This is a genomic window from Winogradskyella sp., assembly GCF_025210595.1.
Taxonomy (GTDB): Bacteria; Bacteroidota; Bacteroidia; order Flavobacteriales; family Flavobacteriaceae; genus Winogradskyella.
Genome location: NZ_JAOARH010000128.1, coordinates 1 through 20,302, shown reverse-complemented (window position 1 = coordinate 20,302; position 20,302 = coordinate 1). Strand labels below are relative to the sequence as shown.

Genomic DNA, 20,302 nt, shown 5'->3' with positions numbered 1-20,302 from the left:
TTATGGTAAAGGAAATAAATGGACAGGAGCTAAATTTGCTGTTGAAGATAACGAACAAAAGGTTATAGCTTCAGATGAGCTAACACCTTTAAGTCAGAGATTTTCTGCCTACGAAGCTTTTGTGGGTATTGGTGATAGTACTAAAGTGTTTGCAGAGGTTGGCTACATAAAGCGTTTTAATGATAGTTTGCGTAATAATTTGGTAGATCGTGTTAATACTTCAAATACCTATTATTTAAAATCGAGATTAATTCAGAATAAAAATACCAATTTACAATTGTACGTGAATTATAGAGATTTAAAAGCAGAAGATGGCACATCTGAAGATGAACAAAGTTTAAATAGTCGTTTAAATTACAATCAAAAACTGTTTAACAATCTTATTCTATGGAACACTAGTTTTGAAACCAATTCTGGGACATTACCACAACAAGATTTTACTTATGTTGAGGTAGAGGCTGGGCAAGGAGCTTATACTTGGATTGATGATCCAGAACATGGGCAAATTGGTGTTCAGGAACTTAATGAGTTTGTTTTGGCTCAATTTGCAGATCAAGGCAATTATATTAGAGTGTTGTTACCTAATCAAGTTTTTGTGAGAACTCATCAAAACCGATTGAGCCAAACACTAACGATTAATCCAATACAATGGAGTAAGTCTAAAAACAAAACCAAAAAAATATTTTCTCATTTTTATAATCAAACTTCATATTTAATTGATAGGAAAGTACGACGAGAAGGTAATAACTTTAACCTTAATCCATTTAAAGATGATGAAGAGAATCAATTAGCACTAAACAATAGTGTGCGAAATGTGTTGTTTTATAATAGAGGAAAACAGCGTTATACCACATCTTATACTTTTTTAACCAACACAAGTCGCAGTCTTTTATCTATAGGTTCTCAGGAAAATAAACTGACTAATCATCAGTTAAATTTTAACCATAAGTTTGCTGCCAATTGGTTAGCAAATGCATTAGCAAGTTTTGGAAAAGAAGAAAGTCTAAGCGAGAATTTTACCAACCGTAATTTTGAAATTGATGAAACGCGTTTTCAACCCAAATTATCCTATTTATTTAGTGAAAATGCTCGGTTTGATGTGTTTTATCAATATACATCAAAAGAAAATGCTATTGGCAGTTTAGAATCTTTAAAGCAAAGCAATTATGGCTTGTCCTTTACTTACAATAAAGCGGCTAAAATTGCATTAACAGGCGAGTTTAATGTATTTGAAAATGAATATGAAGGCGATCCAAATACACCTGTAGCATACCAAATGTTAGAAGGTTTACAGCCGGGAAAAAACTATACTTGGAGTTTATTAGCACAGAAAAAGTTGACCAAGTTTTTAGATTTAAATTTAAATTATTTTGGTCGAAAAACAGAAAGCTCTCAAGTGATTCACACAGGAACCATTCAGTTAAAGGCTTATTTTTAAAAAATAAAAAACTCACAAATCGAAAAGACTTATGAGTTTTTAGTTTTATAATGAGTTGATGAATTACTTCATCTTCATCAACCACTCTTTAACATCAACTTCTTTTTTAATGATGTCTCGTAATTCTTCAACATTAACGCGTTTTTGTTCCATAGTATCTCTATGACGAATCGTAACAGTATTGTCTTCTATACTTTCGCCATCAACAGTAATACAAAATGGTGTTCCAGCGGCATCTTGTCTTCTGTAACGTCTACCAACAGCATCTTTTTCATCATAAGCGACATTAAATTCCCATTTTAAATCATCAACAATAGTTTTAGCCATTTTAGTTAAAGCTTCGTCTTTTCTAACTAATGGTAATACTGCAGCTTTTGTTGGTGCTAATACCGCAGGTAATTTTAATACAGTACGAACAGTTCCATCTTCTAAAGTTTCATCAACTAACGAATTTGAAAATACAGCTAAGAACATACGGTCTAAACCAATTGAGGTTTCTAACACATAAGGTGTGTAATTCTCATTGTCTTCGTGATCAAAATACTGTAGTTTTTTGCCAGAATACTCTTCGTGTTGTTTTAAATCGAAATCTGTGCGTGAGTGAATCCCTTCTAGTTCCTTAAAGCCAAATGGGAAATTAAACTCTATATCTGTTGCAGCATCTGCATAGTGTGCTAATTTTTCATGATCATGGAAGCGATAGTTGTCATCTCCCATTCCAAGCGATTTATGCCATTTTAAACGTGTGTCTTTCCAATACTCAAACCATTCTTTTTGTGTGCCAGGTTTTATAAAGAATTGCATTTCCATTTGTTCAAACTCTCGCATTCTAAAAATGAATTGTCTGGCAACGATTTCATTTCTAAACGCTTTTCCAGTTTGTGCAATTCCGAAAGGAATTTTCATACGTCCAGTTTTTTGCACGTTTAAGAAATTAACAAAAATACCTTGGGCTGTTTCTGGCCTTAAATACAAATCCATTGCAGTATCTGCAGAAGCTCCTAACTTGGTGCCAAACATTAAGTTAAACTGCTTAACGTCTGTCCAGTTTTTACTTCCAGATAATGGGTCTGCAATACCTAGCTCTTCAATTAAAGCTTTAACGTCTGCTAAATCTTCATTTTCTAAAGATTGTCCTAAACGTTTTAGTATGGTGTCTATTTTTTCTTGGTACCCAAGAACACGGCCATTGGTTGAGACAAATTCATCTTTATTAAAGGCATCTCCAAAACGCTTTTCAGCTTTTTTAACCTCTTTATTAATTTTTCCCTCAATTTTAGCACAATAATCTTCAACCAAAACATCTGCTCTGTAACGCTTTTTAGAATCTTTATTGTCTATTAATGGGTCGTTAAACGCATCTACGTGTCCAGAGGCTTTCCATGTAGTTGGATGCATAAAAATTGCAGCATCTATACCTACAATATTATCGTGCATTTGTACCATGGCTTTCCACCAATAGTCTCTAATGTTTTTCTTTAGTTCAGCACCATTTTGTGCATAATCGTAAACAGCACTTAAGCCATCGTAGATTTCACTGCTCTGAAATACGTAACCATACTCTTTTGCATGAGAGATTACTTTTTTGAATTTGTCCTCGTTTGCCATGCCACAAAAATAAAAAACCGCTCAAATTAATAGAGCGGTTTTTAAAAAATTATGTTGTTGATTTTATTTTAATAGAACACTGGTGCTCCCTAACTTTCTGTTTTTATGAAATACATTAATAAAGTATGTACCTTTCTTTAAAGGCCTGTCGTCTTTATAGGTAGCAACAGTTGTACAAATATTTAAATCTTTGTTGTTAAAGTTTATAATCTCTTTTTTACTGTAGATTAAAGAGGTGTTGTTAAAAAACACTTCACCTTTGTCTGCAACAATGTTGTTATCTGGACTAACAATCTGAATATAAACTTCTTTATCTCCTTTTTCAGTTAGAGGGTTTTCGTTAAGAAAAACACAAACATCCATAGCGTTAACGCGTTTAGCTCTCTGCGTAGATTTTCTTTTAGAATTATTAATTCTTAAAGCTTCTGCTTTAACACTGTTGGCTTTTAAAAGCGCAGCGTTATCTATGGTTTTATGAAGTTTGCTATTAGTTTCTTCTAACGCATCTATAGTTAATGCATTATTTTTAATGGTGTTCATGGCATAACGTTTCTCTTCCTGCAGTTTTAAATTTGCGGAGTTAAGAGAGTCTACCGTAGCTAATAATACCTTGCTTTTAGTTTTTAAAATTAAAAGCTGGTCTTTAAACTTAGTGATTATTGATAAGTCACTTTTTAATAACCTTAAAGAATCTAAAGCAATTTTAGTTTCTAGTTTTGCTTCTTGGAGCTTGGAAGCCATAAGATCATAATCTTGGCTCAGTTCGTCATAACTTGTAAGCATTTCTGATAGTTCTTTTTCTATCAAAACCTTTTCTTGTTTTAGGAACTCTTCGTAGGATTTAATGGATTTATAGTTAGTGAAACTATATATGCCTAAAACAGTTAAAACGACCAATAAAGAACTTATAATTAATCTATAGTTAAATAATTGAGGGTTAACTATCATTATTAATTTCTTAGATTGAGACGAAATTAGAGTATATTGAAGTTCATTTTTATTTTTTTCGATTAAGTGGTAAAAAATTTGATAAACTTGTTTTTTCCTAAGGTTTGTGAAGCTTGTAGTAGTGTTTTAACAGACAATGAGTTAGTTGTTTGTGTTAATTGTAGGCATCAATTACCCGTTACAAATTTTCATTTTGATGATTTTGAAGCCGTTAAAAAGGTGGTTTATGGACGTGTAAATTTAGAACATGCAACGGCGCTTTTACACTTTTCTAAAAAAAGTATTGTTCAGCAATTATTACATAATCTAAAGTATAGAGAGCGTCAGTATATAAGTGGTTTTTTGGGGAAGTGGCTTGGAGCAGAGTTGCAAACTATTGAAGCTTATAAGCATATAGATGTTGTTGTGCCTGTGCCTTTATACAAAACTAAACTGCGAAAACGTGGTTATAATCAGGTAGCGCAATTCGGAAAAGAAATAGCTAAAGCATTACAAGCAGATTATAATGATACTGCACTTGTAAAAATAAGACCTACTAAAACAAAGATTTTTGAAGGGCGTTTAGCTCGATGGAAAGATGATGGAGCTGTTTTTGCCCTTTCAGAAAATGTAGCTTTAGAAGGAAAGCATATATTACTGGTAGATGATATTATAACTACAGGCGCTACTGTTGAAACATGTGCAAAAGAACTCTTAAAAATTAATAATATTAAGTTAAGTCTTGCAACTATGGCAATTGCCGATTGATTTTTTCGTTTCTTGATATTAATATTGTTTCTTTGTGCAAAATTACTTCTAAATAAATGCGTTCATATTTTACACTAATTTTAGGTATTGTTTCTTTAGCGTTAACTATTGTTAGCTGTGCTAATCGTGGCTCTCCTTCAGGTGGTGAAAAAGATACCGAACCACCACTGATAATAAAAGAAAGTCCTGAAAATTTCTCAACTAATTTTAAAGGAGATGAAATTGTAATTTACTTTGATGAATATGTAAAAGTAAAAGACCTAAGAAAACAACTTATTATTTCACCACCAATGGACACTGATCCGGTAATTGTACCAATGGGCAATGCAAGTAAGTATATCTCTATAAAAATAAAAGATACCTTAAAAGAAAATACGACCTATGCTTTTAATTTTGGAGAGAGTATTGTAGATAATAACGAAGGTAATCCTTATCCTTATTATCGTTATGTGTTTTCTACAGGAGATACCATTGACTCGCTATCAGTTAAAGGATATGTGGAAGATGCGCTTTTAAAAAAGCCAGATACATTTGTTTCGGTAATGTTATATGAGGTAGATTCAACCTATACAGACTCTATAGTTTATAAAGAAAAGCCTAGATATATTACTAATACTTTAGATAGTGTTACAACGTTTAGTATCGATAATATTAAAGCAGGTAACTATAAACTTATTGCATTAAAAGATAAGAATGGCAATTATAAGTTTAATCAAAAAGATGACAAAATTGGCTTTTATGAAGACTATATTTCTGTACCAACTAGTCATGAACATAAATTAACTTTATTTAATGAGGAAGTTAATTTTAAAGCCATAAAACCAAAACAAGCTGCGCAATCTAGAATAATATTTCCTTATGAAGGAAATTACGAAAATATGCGTATTAAAGTGCTTGGTGAAATACCAGAAGGTTATTCTACAAGAATTACTAAAGATGTAAAAACAGATACACTTTATTATTGGTACAAACCAAAGTTTGAAATAGACACAACATTCTTCATTGTTACTAACGAAAAATATGTAGATACTTTTAAACATCGCTTTAGAAAACTCGATGCAGATTCTCTTAAAATAGATGTTTTAACTCGAAGTACACTAGATACAGATACAGATTTTACATTAGAAGGTAGTGTGCCTTTTGTTAAAATAGATACCACTAAAATTGAAATGATTGATGGTGATTCGTTAAAGGTAAGCTATAAAGTAAAGTATGATTCTATTTTTAACCGTTATAAGTTTCCATTCAAAAAAGAGGAGGGGAAAAAGTATATGATGAAAGTGCTTCCTGGTGCGTTTACAGATTTTTATGAAGGGACAAATAAGGATACTCTAAATTATTCTTTTAGAACTAAATTGAAATCTAAATATGGGAAAATTAGAGTTAATCTAAGGAATGCTAAATTTCCGCTAATCGTGCAGTTGGTTAATGATAAAGGTGAGGTGCAATATGAGCGCTATACTGAGGATTCTCCAGTAGTGGATTTCATAGATTTGGTGCCAAAGCTATATGATTTAAGGGTTATTTATGATGCTAATGCTAATGGTAAATATGATACAGGTAATTTTTTATTAGGCATAAAACCAGAACGTGTAAGTTATATGCCTTCTTCTGAAGACAATGAGGTTAGAGCTAATTTTGATTACATTTGGGAATTTACCCTTCTAGACTAAAATTATCTCTATCATTTAAAAAGCCTAGTTTTTTACGATACTTAGCAATCAGTTCTTTCTCTAAGGTAATAATTTCAATAGTTTCTTTACTCTCTGGTATGTTGTCTAATCGTTGACCTATGACATCATAAGCTGAGGAATGGCCTGTATATTCATGTTTGTTACCATCTAAACCAACGCGATTAACGCCAATACAATAACTCATATTTTCTATGGCACGTGCTTTAAGTAAAGCATCCCAAGCACTAATTCTTATTTTTGGCCAGTTAGCTACATAGAGTAGTAGATCGTAGTTTTCTGTGTTTCTTGCCCAAACCGGAAAGCGAAGATCGTAACAGATTAAAGGGCATATTTTCCAGCCTTTATAATCAATGGTTATTTTTTCTGTTCCAGCAGTATAGATTTTATGTTCACCAGCTAATGTAAATGTATGTCGTTTGTCGTAATGTGTTAGTTTTCCTGAAGGTTCTATAAATACTAAGCGGTTGTAGTAGTTGTCATTTTCAAAAATTACTAAACTGCCAGTAATAGCAGCTTGCTTTTCTTTAGCTAGCTTCTTTAGCCAAATAATAGATTCACCATCCATTGTTTCTGCTACTGCACTAGCATTCATGGTAAAACCAGAAGTGAACATTTCTGGTAATATAATAAGATTAGCATCATGTATAGCACTGACCTTTTCTTTGATGTGTTTTCGATTAGTCTCTGGATTTTCCCAAACCAAATCTGTTTGAACTATTGCAACCGTTAATTCGTTTTTCATGTATCAAAATTACAAATTTTGATAGCAAGATTTACGACTTATAATTTTCGTTTTGCTTTCTCTACTTTTTCAGTAAGTTTTTCAATTTTATCTAACCATTTACTTTCGTCCATAGGAGATAACTTGCCTCTTTTTTTAAGCTTTTTGTATTTCTTTTGTGCTTTGGCAAGTTTGTCTTGCGCCTTTTTATAATTGTCTTTAAATTTTTGTTCTTTTTTTAAGGTTTTTTCTGCCTTTTTTCGCTCTTTTTCGGCTTTTTTTAATGCTTTTTCAGCTTTTTTATGCTCCTTTTCTAATTTTTTTGCCTCTTTCTCTTTTTTAACTTCAGCTTTCGCTTTTTCAGAAATTATGGCAGCTTCTTTTAGAATAATAGCCTTATCATCAGCATTAATAGTTTCGGTAATATCTTCGCCATTTAAGAATATTTTTTCTTTCTTAACTTCATAAGTTTTACCGTCTTTTTCAACTTTTTGTGCAAAAGAAGTTAATGAGAAAGTTAAAAATAAGATTATGATGTAGTTTTTCATGTTTCAATGTTTAAGTTCAATATTGAGACACAGAAGTATGCAGAAAGTAACTTAAATTTTACATAAAATTTCGGCAGCCTTTACTAAAGTTTCATCTGTTTTAGCATAACAGAATCGCAATACCTTATCATCTTTGCCTTCTTCATTAAAAACTGAAAGCGGAATTGAAGCGATTTTAAACTCTTTGGTTAGTCTTTTTGCAAAATCTACATCATATTCATTTGTGATTTCAGAATAATCTAATACCTGAAAATAGGTGCCTTGCGATGGCTGAAACTTAAAACGCGATTTAGAAATTAGACTTAGAAACAAGTCGCGTTTTTGCTGAAAAAAAGCATTTAAACCTAAATAAGTTTCTCTGTCTTGCATATAATCTGCTATGCCTTTTTGTGCAGGATGATTAACCGAAAACACATTAAATTGATGGACTTTTCTAAACTCAGACATTAAATATTCTGGCGCACAACAATAACCTATTTTCCAGCCAGTGTTGTGAAAGGTTTTGCCGAAAGATGCTGTTATAAAACTACGTTGTTTTAAATTATTGAATAAACACGCACTTTGATGTTGTTCGTTATCAAATATAATATGCTCATAGACTTCGTCACTTAGTATAATGATGTTGGTGTCTTTGGTTAATTTTTGGAGTTGCAGCATATCATCTTCAGACCAAATCGTACCACTCGGATTATGAGGAGTATTGATAATTATCATTTTGGTTTTTGATGATATTTTAGAAGCAACATCGTTCCAGTTTATATTATAATCTGGTGCAGAAAGCTGAATTGCGATAGTTTTTCCTCCGTTAACTTCGATGGCAGGTTGATAACAATCGTAAGCAGGTTTAAAAATGATGACCTCATCATTTACGTTTACAAAAGCAGAAATAATAGTGTAAATAGCTTGTGTTGCACCAGCAGTAATTGTGATTTCTTTTTCTGGATGATAGGTGCTTTTGTAGAGTAAGTTGTACTTGTTAGCAATTGCCAAACGTAATTCTAAATTACCAGCCATTGGTGCATATTGGTTGTAGCCATTATTCATAGCGTTAGTTACCAAATCATTTAGCTTTTTAGAGCTCGGATAATTAGGGAATCCTTGCGATAAGTTGAGTGCATTATGTGTGTTGGCTAAGGCACTCATTACTGTAAAAATTGTTGTGCCTATATTAGGAAGTTTAGATTGATGTTGCATAATTTGAAAGATACGAATTCTATAGAAATTACGTTTTGGTAATATGAAAAAAGCAGTATTATTTTTAGCTCTAACCTTATGTGTAAGTTGTGATTTTAAACCTAAAGATGAAATAATTATTTCTGAAAATGAGAGCAAAATAATTAAAGTTAGCAGAAATGAAGATGTCAATCAAAGCATGTTAGATTCCTTAAAGTTGGGTGTTAATTTCTATCCGAAAGGGAATTATGCTTCAATTTTAGGTAACATAAATACAGACAGGAATTACTTTAAAAACCTATACAGGACTAATAATACAAAAGCTTCTGATACAGTATCAAAATATTTGTATTCAAAACTATTGAATGAAATTGTACCACATTGGTATGATACTACCTGGGATTTTAATGGACATACTAATACGCCAAATGATGGTGAAATTGCTTGTGGATATTTTGTCTCAACGACGTTAAAACATTTAGGGTTTAATCTCAATCGTTATAAAATGGCGCAAGCAGCAGGATTAGATGAGGCTAAGCTTTTACAACCAAGACCAGAGCTTAAAATCTACTCTAATGTTACGTTTAGACAGTTGAAAAATAAAGTTAATGAGGTTTATGAAGATGGTATTTATTTTGTGGGATTAGACAATCATGTTGGTTATATTGTTATAAAAGATAAAGTGCTTTATTTTCTACATTCTAGTTATTGTGATGATAAAGTTGTTATAGAATTAGCTGAAACGTCTTTGTGTTTTAGATCTAATATTTATGTATTTGCAGAAATCACAACCAACAAAAACCTTATGAAAAAATGGGTTTTTGAGGAAAGACTTAAACTGTCTGATAATTAACCAAATGTTGTCTTTCTTTTTTATCTTTGCGCACTAATAAATTATATACTATGAGAGCTATAAAAATCATCATCTGTTTTATTGTATTACAAGCTTCTGCTCAACAAGGAGGCATGTGGATACCTTCACTTTTAGAAGGAATGAATGAAGATGAAATGCGCAGTTTAGGAAGTAAACTTACTGCAAAAGATATTTACGATGTTAATAATTCTAGTCTTAAAGATGCTATTGGTCATTTTAATGGAGGTTGTACCAGTGAGGTCATTTCAGATAAAGGTTTGGTGTTAACAAATCATCATTGTGGCTTTGGTCAAATTCAGTCGCATTCATCATTAGAAAATGATTATTTAAAAGATGGATTTTGGGCAATGTCTTTAGAAGAAGAGTTACCTAACGAAGGCTTGTTTATAGAATTTATAGTAAGCATTCACGATATTACAGATGCGGTTTTAAAAGGTGTAGACGATTCTATGACCGAAAAGGAAAAACAATCCTTAATCACAAAAAACAGTAATGCTGTTATGGCATCTTGGTCTAAAGAAGAGTGGCAAGACGTAAAAACAAAATCATTCTACAAAGGCAATCAGTATTTTCTTTTTGTAACTGAGCGTTTTGAGGATATAAGATTGGTTGGCGCACCACCAAGTAGTATTGGTAAATTTGGTAGTGATACAGATAATTGGGTGTTTCCAAGACATACTGGAGATTTTTCGATGTTTAGAATTTATGCAGATGCTAATAATAGACCAGCTAAGTATAGTAAAGATAACAAACCATATAAGCCTAAGCACTTTTTACCAGTATCTTTAGATGGTGTAGAAGAAGGTGATTTTACAATGGTTTTTGGTTTTCCTGGACGTACTAACGAATATTTACCAGCTGTTGCAATAGAGCATATTACTAAAGAATTTAACCCTACGAATATTGCTATTAGAGAAGCAGCTTTAAAAGTGATTGATGCAAAAATGAAGGCTAGTGATGAGGTTCGTATAAAATACGCATCTAAGCAAGCAAGAATTGCTAATGCTTGGAAAAAATGGATTGGTGAAAATTTAGGTATCGAAAAAAGTGATGCTGTTGAAAAACGAAGAGCTTTTGAAGCAATATTTACTAAAGCTTTAAAGGAAAAAAACTTAGAGGATAAATATGGAAACATTCTTTCTGAATTTGATAAGTTATACAAAGACTTTGCACCAGTTAATATTAAAAGAAGAAATTTTATTGAAGTCTTTTTAGTAACCAACGAGTTAATGCAAATGACCTTTAGAGCTTATCAGGTAGAACAAGCACTATTAGAAAATCCAGAATTACTTGATAAAGCCAAAGCCAGTTTAACAAGTCGTTTTAAAGGAATTCATAAAAACTATGATAAAGATTTAGATAAGGGTGTTTACTTAAGTGTAATGCCTTTGTATGGTAAGCCATTAGATGCTTCCATTTATGAGAAGACGGCTTTTACAAATTTAGATTCAGCATTACAATTATTAGAAGGTGATGTGAAAACTATTATAAAGAACTTAAATAAAGACGCAGCTTACGTCTATGCTAAGCCAATTATAGATGAGTTTTACAATAAGATAGATGCAGAGTATCAGCAAAAAAACACAGCCATATCAGCTTTACAAACTAAGTATATGACTGCGCTTATGAAAGCTTTACCTAATGAGCGTTATTTTCCAGATGCTAACAGTACGCTTCGTGTTACTTATGGTCAAGTACGTGGTTATTCTCCAAGAGATGCTGTGTATTATAATCCTGTGAGTTATTTAGATGGTGTAATAGAAAAATATGTGCCTGGTGATTATGAATTTGATGTGCCACAAAAGTTAAGAGATTTATACAACACAAAAGATTACGGACAATATGCAGATAAAAATGGAAAAGTACCAGTTTGCTTTTTAGGAACTAACCACACTACAGGAGGAAACTCTGGTAGTCCAGCCATTGATGCAGAAGGTAATTTAGTAGGTTTAAACTTTGATCGTGTTTGGGAAGGTACAATGAGCGATATGAACTACGATCCTGAAATTTGCCGAAATATTATGGTAGATCTGCGCTATGTACTTTTTATAGTAGATAAATATGCTGGTGCAAAACATCTTATTGATGAGATGAAATTGGTACATCCGAAAAAATAGTATTCAGTTTACAGCCATCGAATAACACTAATATTTTGACCTCACAAGTTTTTAAAACCTGTGAGGTCTTTTAGTTTTTTTATCTTATTTATTTAAAATGTCTTCAATAATCTTTATATGATGTTTGGTGTGAATCACTAAAAACTTTAGCGTTGTTGCTTTGCTTAGTACTCCAAAAATAGCATGTTTAAAAGTCGCTTTTGGATGAACTGAAGCAATACTATTTAAGCCTTCTTTAGCTAGTATAAGCTGTTTGAGAATCTCTTGTTTAGAGATAGTTTTTGGTGGTAAAACAGTTTTTGGTGCTTTGCCTTTTCCTCTAGGGATATATGAGAAAGCTAAACAAAATCTTCCTATTAAACTCAATTTTTCTTTTTTTGTTATAGGCGCTGTTTTTAAGACTTCAATAACTCCATTTATTACTTTAAAACTATGGTCTATTTGCCAGCCTATAGTAGATTTAGAAATTTTAGAATTCTCTCTCTCAAAATAAGGAACAAAAGATTCTAGTTTGTCAATTGTCTTAAATAATTTATTGAGATGTTTCATAACCCTAAAAATAGAAAATCCCAAACATTTCTGCTTGGGATTTTTGTCTAATTTATCTAACGTCTAATATCTAGAAGCACTAGCGGTCTTTTAGTACCTATAATACTCAGGTTTAAATGGACCTTCAACTGTAACTCCAATATATTCAGCTTGGTCTTGTCTTAGTTCAGTAAGCTCAACACCAATTTTTTCTAAATGTAATTTTGCAACTTTTTCATCTAAATGCTTTGGTAACATATACACTTTGTTTTCGTAAGCATCTTTGTTGTTCCAAAGTTCAATTTGAGCTAAAGTTTGGTTAGTAAATGAGTTACTCATAACAAAACTTGGGTGACCTGTAGCACAACCTAAATTAACCAAACGACCCTCTGCAAGTACAATAATATCTTTTCCGTTAAGAGTATATTTATCAACTTGTGGCTTTATTTCTATTTTAGTATTACCATGATTTGTATTCATCCATGCCATATCAATTTCATTATCAAAATGACCAATATTACATACTATGGTTTTGTCTTTCATAGCTTCAAAATGCTCAGCTCTAACAATGTCTTTGTTTCCTGTAGTAGTAATAACAACATCAGCATTGCCAACAACAGTTTCTAATTTTTTCACTTCAAAACCATCCATAGCAGCTTGTAAAGCACAAATTGGGTCAATCTCAGTAACGGTTACAATACTTCCTGCACCTTTAAAAGAAGCCGCAGTACCTTTACCAACATCACCATAACCACAAACTACAACACGTTTTCCTGCTAACATTACGTCAGTTGCTCTACGAATTGCATCTACAGCACTTTCTCTACAACCATATTTGTTATCAAATTTACTTTTAGTAACACTATCATTTACATTAATAGCAGGCATTGGTAATGTGCCTTTTTCCATACGTTCATACAAACGATGTACACCAGTTGTGGTTTCTTCACTTAGTCCGTTAATACCTTCAACTAATTCAGGATATTTATCTAAAACCATATTGGTTAAATCACCACCATCATCTAAAATCATGTTTAGTGGTTTGCGATCTTCACCAAAGAATAACGTTTGTTCTATACACCAATCAAATTCTTCTTCGGTCATGTTTTTCCATGCATAAACTGCGGTTCCAGCTTCAGCAATAGCCGCAGCAGCTTGATCTTGTGTTGAGAAAATGTTACAAGAACTCCAGGTTACTTCAGCACCAAGAGCTTGTAAAGTTTCAATTAATACTGCTGTTTGTATGGTCATATGTAAACAACCAGCAATACGAGCGCCTTTTAAAGGTTGCTCATCCTTATACTCTTCACGTAAACTCATTAAGCCTGGCATTTCTGCCTCAGCCAATTCAATTTCTTTTCTTCCCCAAGCCGCAAGCGACATGTCTTTTACCTTATTTGGTACGTAAGCAATTGTTTTTGTACTCATATTTCTTCTCTCTTATTTTTAAACTAATAGATGCCTTTGGGTTTAGCTCTTAATTGGTTAAATTCGTCCGAAAATAAGTGCCAAACCTGCCTTAGGCAGTGCAAAGGTAATCAATAGGTTTTAGAATATTAAATGCCACTGTACAAATCCATTAGCGTAAACTCACAAACTACTGTTAAAATCTGGAAGATAGAAGAGTCTTATAACGATTTATTTCAACCTCTCGATTTAAAACCTCAAAGCCTAGAACGTGTTTTGGGTATGAAAAGCGAATTGCATCAACGCGGTTTTTTAAGTGTGAGGCATTTGCTTAGAGAATTTGGTTATACTGACCAAGATTTATTTTATGATGCTAACGGTAAACCACATCTTAAAGATGGGAAGCATATTTCTATAACACATTCATTTACGTTTTCAGGAGTTGTTATCAGTGATAAAGAAGTTGGTATTGATATTGAAAAACAACGTGAAAAAATAAATGTTATATCGCACAAGTTTGTTGACTACGAGTTTAATTATTTAGACAAAAACTCAGAAGATTATATTAATAAATTAACTGTAATTTGGGGAGTTAAAGAATCTCTATATAAGTTATTTGCTACTCCAGGTATGCTATTTAAAGAGCATTTTTTAGTGATACCTTTTACGTTGCAAGATGGTAATACAATAGCTTGGATAGACTATGGTGATAAAAAGTATAGATACAACACAGCTTTTTTAGAATTTGAAGGCTTTACTTGTGCTTATGTGATTCCGTAATGAGTAGTATTTATCAAAATATAATAGCTTCTTCTTCAAGAGATGAAAAATTATTAGCCGTTTTAATAGATCCTGACAAGATGAAGGTGGATCAGGTTTCTAACTTTATAGTCAAAGTTAATCAATCTATTGCAACGCATATTTTTGTTGGTGGTAGCGAAGTAGGTGAAGGAATTACGGAAAAGTTAGTCGTGGAAATTAAAAAGTACACCAATTTACCTGTTGTTTTATTTCCTGGCGATGTTATACAGATTACTAATGAAGCTGATAGTATTTTGTTTTTATCCTTAATATCAGGCAGAAATCCAGATTATTTAATTGGTAAACACGTAGAGGCAGTTTCAATATTAAAGCAAACAAACTTAGAGGTGTTACCAACAGGTTATATGCTTTTTGAAAACGGAAAACAAACATCTGTAGAACGTGTTAGTGAAACAAAACCTATAAGGCGAGATGCAGAACAAACTATTGTAGACACTGCAAAAGCAGGTGAGTTTTTAGGGATGAAACTCATATACCTCGAAGCTGGAAGTGGCGCTACACATCCTATTGAGCCCAAAACGATTCAGAATGTAAAAAAAGAATTGAATATTCCTTTGATTGTTGGTGGTGGAATTAGATCAAAGATAGAATTAGAATCAGCATATAAAGCAGGTGCAGATTTGGTAGTTATTGGTACTGCTTTTGAAGAAGATGAAGGTTTTTTTGAGGAATTACGAAAGTAACCTTTCATGCTGAACTGTCACACTGATCGCAGTAGAAGTGCTGTTTTAGCATCTCATAAACAGAAATAATAATTTTAAAAAGATTACCGCTTTTGCGGCAACTATAAGATGAAAATATCAGTAGAATTAACTTTATCACCATTACAAGCGGATTTTGAAACACCAATCATTAATTTCATTAAGCGATTGAGAGATTCAAAATTTACAGTTTTAGAAAACCCATTGAGTACACAAATTTATGGTGATTATGATCAACTTATGCCATTTTTAACTCAAGAGATTAAACGTTCTTTTAGTGAAGTAGATATTTCGGTATTGCAAATGAAAGTAGTAAAAACTGATAGAAGCGATTATGAACCAAGTTTTTGATTTTATTTTCGGGCAATATGCAGAATCTGAAACTATTGACATTGTTTTAGAAATTATTGCAGTTGTTTTCGGATTTCTTTCGGTTTGGTTTTCTAAACAGAATAAGGTTTTGGTGTTTCCAACAGGTATGATAAGCACAGCCATTTTTGTATACTTGCTTTTAAAATGGAAACTATTGGGAGATATGATGATAAACGGTTACTATTTTATAATGAGCGTTTATGGTTGGTTTATATGGACGCGCAAAGTTGATGATAATCACAATACACCTATTGCCAGAACAACTTCAAAAGAAAAAAAAATAAGCACGTTAATTTTTATTGCCACACTCATTTTTGTTTTTGCGGTTTATAAGACTTTTGATAAATGGGATGGTTGGGTTGCTTATGTAGACACTATTACTACAGCAATATTTTTTGTTGGTATGTGGCTTATGGCTAGACGCAAAATTGAAAATTGGATATTTTGGATTGTAGGTGATATCATATCTGTACCTTTGTATATGTACAAAGGATTTGCCTTTACAAGTTTTCAATATTTAGGGTTTACATTTATTGCCATATTTGGTTATTTAGCATGGAAAAAGCACTTGAACAACAACCTACAAACTGCGTAAAAGTAGTTTTATTTGGTCCAGAATCAACAGGTAAAACCACTTTATCCGAACAGTTAGCCAGACACTACAACTCGGTTTGGGTACCAGAATATGCTAGAGAGTACCTTCAAGATAAATGGAATAACGAGCGCAAAACCTGTGAGCCAAAAGATTTATTGCCAATAGCTGTAGGGCAAATGAAATTAGAGAATGAATTAGCGCAAAAAACAGATTCTGTTTTAATTTGCGATACCGATTTACTTGAGACTAAAGTGTATAGTGAAGCTTATTACTCAGGAACTTGTGATCCGATTTTAGATACATATGCTCAAAAAAACTCTTATGAACTTTATTTTTTAACGTATATTGACACACCTTGGGAAAAAGACGACTTAAGAGATAAACCCAACGAAAGGGAACGAATGTTCAAAGCTTTTGAGAACGCTCTAATAACCCATAACAGATCTTATGTTTTGTTAAAAGGTGGAAAAAAAGAACGATTAGAAACAGCTATTGAACACATTGATAACCTACTTAAAAATAAGAGATGAATTTTTCAGACAGAGACCAACAACAAATTAAGAGTAACGGATTAACATTAGATAAAGTTAATGCTCAAATAGAATTAATTAAAACAGGTATGGCTTTTAGTAATCTTAAAAAAGCCGCTACTATTGGAGATGGAATTCTTAAAGTAGAAAACGAATCTAAATATTTAGAGACTTTTGATGCTAAAAGTAAGTCTAAAGCATTAGTGAAGTTTGTACCAGCATCTGGTGCAGCAAGTAGAATGTTTAAATTCTTATTTGCATTTATAAAAGATTACGATTCTAAGAATGAATCTTTAGAAGGTTTTATTGCCAGAACTGATAATAAAATGATTGCCAAGTTTTCAGAAAACATACAAAAGCTTCCCTTTTTAAAAGATGTAATGGGTAAGGCTTCAAAAGATTTTGAAAGTTTATCACAGGATGAAAAATGCTTGGAGTTTGTAAAGATTATGTTGGGTGAAGATCAGTTAAATTATGGTTTCTTTCCAAAAGGATTATTACCATTTCATAATTATGGACAGCATACATCAACAGCTTTTGAAGAGCATTTTTATGAAGGAGCATTATATGCTTCATCTAAAGGAGAGGCAAATTTACATTTTACAATTTCTGAAGCTCACGAAGAAAAATTTCAAAAGGTATTAAAAGCCGTAAAACAGCCTATAGAAACTGAAACTAATACAAAATTTAATGTGTCATTTTCGTTTCAAAAAAGTGCTACCGAAACTATTGCTATAAAAGCAGATGATACATTGTATAGAGAACACGATGAAAGTCTATTGTTTAGACCATCTGGTCATGGAGCTTTACTTGAAAATCTTAACGATTTAGATGGAGATGTGGTTTTTATTAAGAATATAGATAATGTTGTTGTTAAAGATCAGCTTGAAGGTGTCTCAAATTCTAAAAAGATTTTAGCAGGTATTTTATTAGAAGTACAAGAACAAGCATTTAAGTATTTAGATTTGATAAATACAGGAGATATTTCTGAAAAAGAAATGTTAGAGATTGCTAAGTTTTTAACACAGAAAATGAACGTGGTTTTAGTTGAAGATTTTGATGATTTAGCACCAACAGATAAGCAAAACTATTTAGAAACTCAATTGAATAAACCTATTAGAGTTTGCGGAATGGTTAAAAATGAAGGCGAACCAGGTGGTGGACCATTTTGGGTTGAAGATGAAAAAGGTACTGTGTCGCTTCAAATTGTAGAATCTGCTCAGATTGATACAAGTAATAAAGAACAGTCAGAAATATTAAGTAATGCAACGCATTTTAATCCTGTAGATTTGGTTTGTGGTATTAAAAACCATAAAGGAGAAAAGTTTAACCTTTTAGAATATGTAGATCACAAGACAGCATTTATTACTATGAAATCTAAAAATGGTGTCGATATTAAAGCTTTAGAGTTGCCAGGATTATGGAATGGTAGCATGGCATTTTGGAATACAATTTTTGTTGAAGTACCATTATCTACATTCAATCCGGTAAAAACTGCAAATGATTTGCTAAAACCAGCCCATCAAATAAAGGCTTAGTGAATATAGAAGCATTAATATCTGAATTAACATATAAAGCTGTTCGAAGTTCTGGTAGTGGAGGGCAACATGTTAATAAGGTAGCTTCTAAAGTTATGCTCTATTTTAGCATAGAAAATTCAGAAGTTTTTACTGATGAAGAAAAGCAACGTTTAAAAGATTTTTTTAGAAATAGGTTAAACAAGCAAGGTGTTTTAATATTAGATTCGGGCGAAAGTAGAAGTCAGTTTAGAAATAAAACTATAGTTACTCAGCGCTTTTTAAAGCTTATTGAAGAAGGATTAAAAGAAGAAAAAGACAGGAAGCCAACCAAAGTGCCCAAAGCAGTAAAGCAAAAACGCTTAGAGACTAAACGCAAAAACTCTGAAAAGAAGGCAAATAGAAAACCGCCAAAAGTAGATTAAGCTATAACTTTCTAATATCAGGTTTTAAATTTGTCAAAATTAGAGTTAAGTTAAAAAAAATCGTAATTCTTAATTCAGAAATCGCAAATCGTTATATCTTTGCGCCGTTCTCAAAAGGGGTGCTTTTTTAGTACTCAGTTTTCAGTACTCAGTAAGCAGTTTTTACTGCAAACTGTTTATTGCCTACTGTATACTAAAATGGCTGAGATCATACCCATTGAACCTAGAACAGGTAATGCTGTTTAGGAATACGAACGTTTTAAAATATCGTTGAGGTATTTTATAGCGCGTGTTATTAGGTTATCAATGTTGGTTTTTATTTCTGAAGCAATCTGGTACCAAAAAAGCGCTTTAGACTTCAAAACTAGACCAACGATGCCAAATACATTAGCAAAGCGTTCAATTAATGTAACAATTAACTAAAGAATAATGACCTCTTTTTATTCGATTATAAACTTATAGTCGTATGAAACTTTTATTCAGCAATCTCTCAAAAAAAAGACGACAGAGATTATCAATTTTCATTTTTATAATGAGCCTTTGTTCAGCTTATGGACAAGAAAAACCTAAAGATTCAACAAAAGTTGAAAAATTGGATGAGGTTTTAGTGAAAGCAGTTCGTGTAGATGCTACATCACCTATTACACACTCTAACCTTACAAAAAAGCAAATAGCTAAGCGTAATTTAGGGCAAGACATCCCAGTATTGTTAAATTATATGCCGTCTGTAATATCGTCTTCAGATGCTGGTGCAGGTATTGGATATACATATTTAAGAGTAAGAGGTACAGATGCAACCAGAATTAATGTTACCATTAATGGTATTCCTTACAACGATGCTGAAAGTCAAGGTACATTTTGGGTTAATATTGGTGATTTTGCGTCATCTACTCAAAGTTTACAGTTACAAAGAGGTGTTGGTACATCTACAAATGGTTCTGCTGCTTTTGGTGCGAGTTTAAATATTTTGACCGATGCTATTTCTGAAAAAGCTGGAGGCGAAATATCAAACTCTTTTGGTTCTTTTGGTACTAGAAAACATACAGTTAAGTTTACAACTGGTCGTATTAATGATTATTTCGAGTTTTCTGGTAGATTATCTAAATTAGATTCTGATGGTTATGTAGATAGAGCCTTCACAGATTTAAAATCTTATTTTTTACAAGGAAGTTATTCTGATGGCAAAACTTTAATTAAGGCCTTGTCTTTTGGTGGGAAAGAACAAACATATCAAGCTTGGGCAGGGCTTAGCAAGTCGCAATTAGAAGAAGATCGTCGCCAAAACCCATATACCTACGATAACGAAACGGATAATTATTGGCAAGATCATTACCAGTTGCACTGGAATCAGAGAATTAACTCAAATTGGTCTACCAACCTTAGTTTAAATTATACTAGAGGAAAAGGGTATTTTGAGCAATTTAAAGATGATAGAGATGCCGAAGATTATGATAACCTTATAATAGATGGAAGTGATGTTATACAACGTCGATGGTTAAATAATCATTTTTATGTAATCAACGGATCTGCAACCTAT

Annotated in this window: 19 protein-coding genes and 1 pseudogene; 13 read left to right on the top strand and 7 right to left on the bottom strand. The window is 32.3% G+C overall.

What is annotated here, in order from left to right:
* Window positions 1-1,438: pseudogene (locus N4A42_RS12855) on the top strand (hypothetical protein); the annotation flags it as partial.
* 63 nt (window positions 1,439-1,501) lie between these two features.
* Here N4A42_RS12855 and N4A42_RS12850 read toward each other — a convergent pair.
* Window positions 1,502-3,046, bottom strand: coding sequence for a glycine--tRNA ligase (locus N4A42_RS12850; protein ID WP_294074691.1), 1,545 nt, complete (start codon window positions 3,044-3,046; stop codon window positions 1,502-1,504).
* A 63-nt stretch (window positions 3,047-3,109) separates the two neighbouring features.
* Window positions 3,110-3,994 (bottom strand): hypothetical protein, encoded by an 885-nt coding sequence (locus N4A42_RS12845; RefSeq protein WP_294074689.1) that lies wholly within the window; start codon window positions 3,992-3,994, stop codon window positions 3,110-3,112.
* Between the two features lie 87 nt (window positions 3,995-4,081).
* Here N4A42_RS12845 and N4A42_RS12840 point away from each other — a divergent pair, with 87 nt between their 5' ends.
* Window positions 4,082-4,741 (top strand): ComF family protein, encoded by a 660-nt coding sequence (locus N4A42_RS12840; RefSeq protein WP_294074686.1) that lies wholly within the window; start codon window positions 4,082-4,084, stop codon window positions 4,739-4,741.
* A 56-nt stretch (window positions 4,742-4,797) separates the two neighbouring features.
* A complete protein-coding gene (locus N4A42_RS12835) occupies window positions 4,798-6,414 on the top strand; it encodes an Ig-like domain-containing protein (RefSeq protein ID WP_294074684.1) in 1,617 nt (538 codons plus the stop codon).
* Here N4A42_RS12835 and N4A42_RS12830 read toward each other — a convergent pair.
* Genes N4A42_RS12830 through N4A42_RS12820 form a run of 3 tightly spaced genes read right to left on the bottom strand, consistent with a single transcriptional unit; the run spans window position 6,398 to window position 8,898 of the window.
* Window positions 6,398-7,177 (bottom strand): amidohydrolase, encoded by a 780-nt coding sequence (locus N4A42_RS12830; protein ID WP_294074681.1) that lies wholly within the window; start codon window positions 7,175-7,177, stop codon window positions 6,398-6,400. The genes N4A42_RS12835 and N4A42_RS12830 overlap by 17 nt on opposite strands.
* A gap of 38 nt (window positions 7,178-7,215) precedes the next feature.
* On the bottom strand, window positions 7,216-7,704 hold the full coding sequence (locus tag N4A42_RS12825) for a hypothetical protein (protein WP_294074678.1): 489 nt from the start codon (window positions 7,702-7,704) through the stop codon (window positions 7,216-7,218).
* A gap of 51 nt (window positions 7,705-7,755) precedes the next feature.
* The gene (locus N4A42_RS12820) at window positions 7,756-8,898 is read right to left on the bottom strand and encodes a methionine aminotransferase (protein WP_294074676.1); all 1,143 of its coding nucleotides are present in this window, start codon (window positions 8,896-8,898) and stop codon (window positions 7,756-7,758) included.
* A 43-nt stretch (window positions 8,899-8,941) separates the two neighbouring features.
* On the opposite strand from N4A42_RS12820, the gene N4A42_RS12815 reads away from it, so the two are divergent.
* Both N4A42_RS12815 and N4A42_RS12810 read left to right on the top strand, forming a co-directional pair.
* Window positions 8,942-9,730, top strand: a complete 789-nt coding sequence (locus N4A42_RS12815; RefSeq protein ID WP_294074674.1) for a hypothetical protein — start codon at window positions 8,942-8,944, stop codon at window positions 9,728-9,730.
* A gap of 50 nt (window positions 9,731-9,780) precedes the next feature.
* Window positions 9,781-11,868, top strand: a complete 2,088-nt coding sequence (locus tag N4A42_RS12810; protein WP_294074671.1) for a S46 family peptidase — start codon at window positions 9,781-9,783, stop codon at window positions 11,866-11,868.
* An 84-nt stretch (window positions 11,869-11,952) separates the two neighbouring features.
* On the opposite strand, the gene N4A42_RS12805 is transcribed toward N4A42_RS12810, so the two are convergent.
* Together N4A42_RS12805 and ahcY are read right to left on the bottom strand one after the other, a co-directional pair.
* Entirely contained in the window at window positions 11,953-12,417 is a 465-nt protein-coding gene (locus N4A42_RS12805) for a DUF1569 domain-containing protein (protein ID WP_294074668.1), read from the bottom strand.
* 90 nt (window positions 12,418-12,507) lie between these two features.
* Complete coding sequence (gene ahcY / locus N4A42_RS12800; RefSeq protein ID WP_294074665.1) at window positions 12,508-13,824, bottom strand: adenosylhomocysteinase; 1,317 nt, start codon at window positions 13,822-13,824, stop codon at window positions 12,508-12,510.
* Between the two features lie 132 nt (window positions 13,825-13,956).
* Here ahcY and N4A42_RS12795 point away from each other — a divergent pair, with 132 nt between their 5' ends.
* The 8 genes from N4A42_RS12795 to N4A42_RS12760 all read left to right on the top strand — a co-directional run.
* On the top strand, window positions 13,957-14,583 hold the full coding sequence (locus N4A42_RS12795) for a 4'-phosphopantetheinyl transferase superfamily protein (protein WP_294074662.1): 627 nt from the start codon (window positions 13,957-13,959) through the stop codon (window positions 14,581-14,583).
* On the top strand, window positions 14,583-15,308 hold the full coding sequence (locus N4A42_RS12790; RefSeq protein ID WP_294074659.1) for a geranylgeranylglyceryl/heptaprenylglyceryl phosphate synthase: 726 nt from the start codon (window positions 14,583-14,585) through the stop codon (window positions 15,306-15,308). Before N4A42_RS12795 ends, N4A42_RS12790 begins: the two co-directional genes overlap by 1 nt.
* Window positions 15,309-15,416: 108 nt before the next feature.
* Window positions 15,417-15,677: a hypothetical protein gene (locus N4A42_RS12785; RefSeq protein WP_294074656.1), complete on the top strand. Its 261-nt coding sequence runs from the start codon at window positions 15,417-15,419 to the stop codon at window positions 15,675-15,677.
* Window positions 15,661-16,293, top strand: coding sequence for a nicotinamide riboside transporter PnuC (gene pnuC / locus N4A42_RS12780; protein WP_294074653.1), 633 nt, complete (start codon window positions 15,661-15,663; stop codon window positions 16,291-16,293). The genes N4A42_RS12785 and pnuC overlap by 17 nt, the downstream gene beginning before the upstream one ends.
* Window positions 16,254-16,823, top strand: coding sequence for an ATP-binding protein (locus tag N4A42_RS12775; protein ID WP_294074650.1), 570 nt, complete (start codon window positions 16,254-16,256; stop codon window positions 16,821-16,823). Before pnuC ends, N4A42_RS12775 begins: the two co-directional genes overlap by 40 nt.
* Entirely contained in the window at window positions 16,820-18,361 is a 1,542-nt protein-coding gene (locus tag N4A42_RS12770; protein ID WP_294074648.1) for a DUF4301 family protein, read from the top strand. Before N4A42_RS12775 ends, N4A42_RS12770 begins: the two co-directional genes overlap by 4 nt.
* Window positions 18,361-18,765, top strand: a complete 405-nt coding sequence (gene arfB / locus N4A42_RS12765; RefSeq protein ID WP_294074645.1) for an alternative ribosome rescue aminoacyl-tRNA hydrolase ArfB — start codon at window positions 18,361-18,363, stop codon at window positions 18,763-18,765. Before N4A42_RS12770 ends, arfB begins: the two co-directional genes overlap by 1 nt.
* A gap of 532 nt (window positions 18,766-19,297) precedes the next feature.
* Window positions 19,298-20,302 (top strand): TonB-dependent receptor plug domain-containing protein (locus N4A42_RS12760; RefSeq protein ID WP_294074642.1); only part of this gene is annotated, 1,005 nt, incomplete at its 3' end.

Coding starts and splice junctions, on each gene's coding strand:
- N4A42_RS12825 (WP_294074678.1), bottom strand. CDS start 7,704: ATGAAAAACTACATCATAATCTTATTTTTAACTTTCTCATTAACTTCT.
- N4A42_RS12775 (WP_294074650.1), top strand. CDS start 16,254: ATGGAAAAAGCACTTGAACAACAACCTACAAACTGCGTAAAAGTAGTT.
- N4A42_RS12790 (WP_294074659.1), top strand. CDS start 14,583: ATGAGTAGTATTTATCAAAATATAATAGCTTCTTCTTCAAGAGATGAA.
- N4A42_RS12770 (WP_294074648.1), top strand. CDS start 16,820: ATGAATTTTTCAGACAGAGACCAACAACAAATTAAGAGTAACGGATTA.
- pnuC (WP_294074653.1), top strand. CDS start 15,661: ATGAACCAAGTTTTTGATTTTATTTTCGGGCAATATGCAGAATCTGAA.
- N4A42_RS12845 (WP_294074689.1), bottom strand. CDS start 3,994: ATGATAGTTAACCCTCAATTATTTAACTATAGATTAATTATAAGTTCT.
- N4A42_RS12835 (WP_294074684.1), top strand. CDS start 4,798: ATGCGTTCATATTTTACACTAATTTTAGGTATTGTTTCTTTAGCGTTA.
- ahcY (WP_294074665.1), bottom strand. CDS start 13,824: ATGAGTACAAAAACAATTGCTTACGTACCAAATAAGGTAAAAGACATG.
- N4A42_RS12815 (WP_294074674.1), top strand. CDS start 8,942: ATGAAAAAAGCAGTATTATTTTTAGCTCTAACCTTATGTGTAAGTTGT.
- N4A42_RS12810 (WP_294074671.1), top strand. CDS start 9,781: ATGAGAGCTATAAAAATCATCATCTGTTTTATTGTATTACAAGCTTCT.
- N4A42_RS12805 (WP_294074668.1), bottom strand. CDS start 12,417: ATGAAACATCTCAATAAATTATTTAAGACAATTGACAAACTAGAATCT.
- N4A42_RS12820 (WP_294074676.1), bottom strand. CDS start 8,898: ATGCAACATCAATCTAAACTTCCTAATATAGGCACAACAATTTTTACA.
- N4A42_RS12850 (WP_294074691.1), bottom strand. CDS start 3,046: ATGGCAAACGAGGACAAATTCAAAAAAGTAATCTCTCATGCAAAAGAG.
- N4A42_RS12795 (WP_294074662.1), top strand. CDS start 13,957: ATGCCACTGTACAAATCCATTAGCGTAAACTCACAAACTACTGTTAAA.
- N4A42_RS12785 (WP_294074656.1), top strand. CDS start 15,417: ATGAAAATATCAGTAGAATTAACTTTATCACCATTACAAGCGGATTTT.
- N4A42_RS12830 (WP_294074681.1), bottom strand. CDS start 7,177: ATGAAAAACGAATTAACGGTTGCAATAGTTCAAACAGATTTGGTTTGG.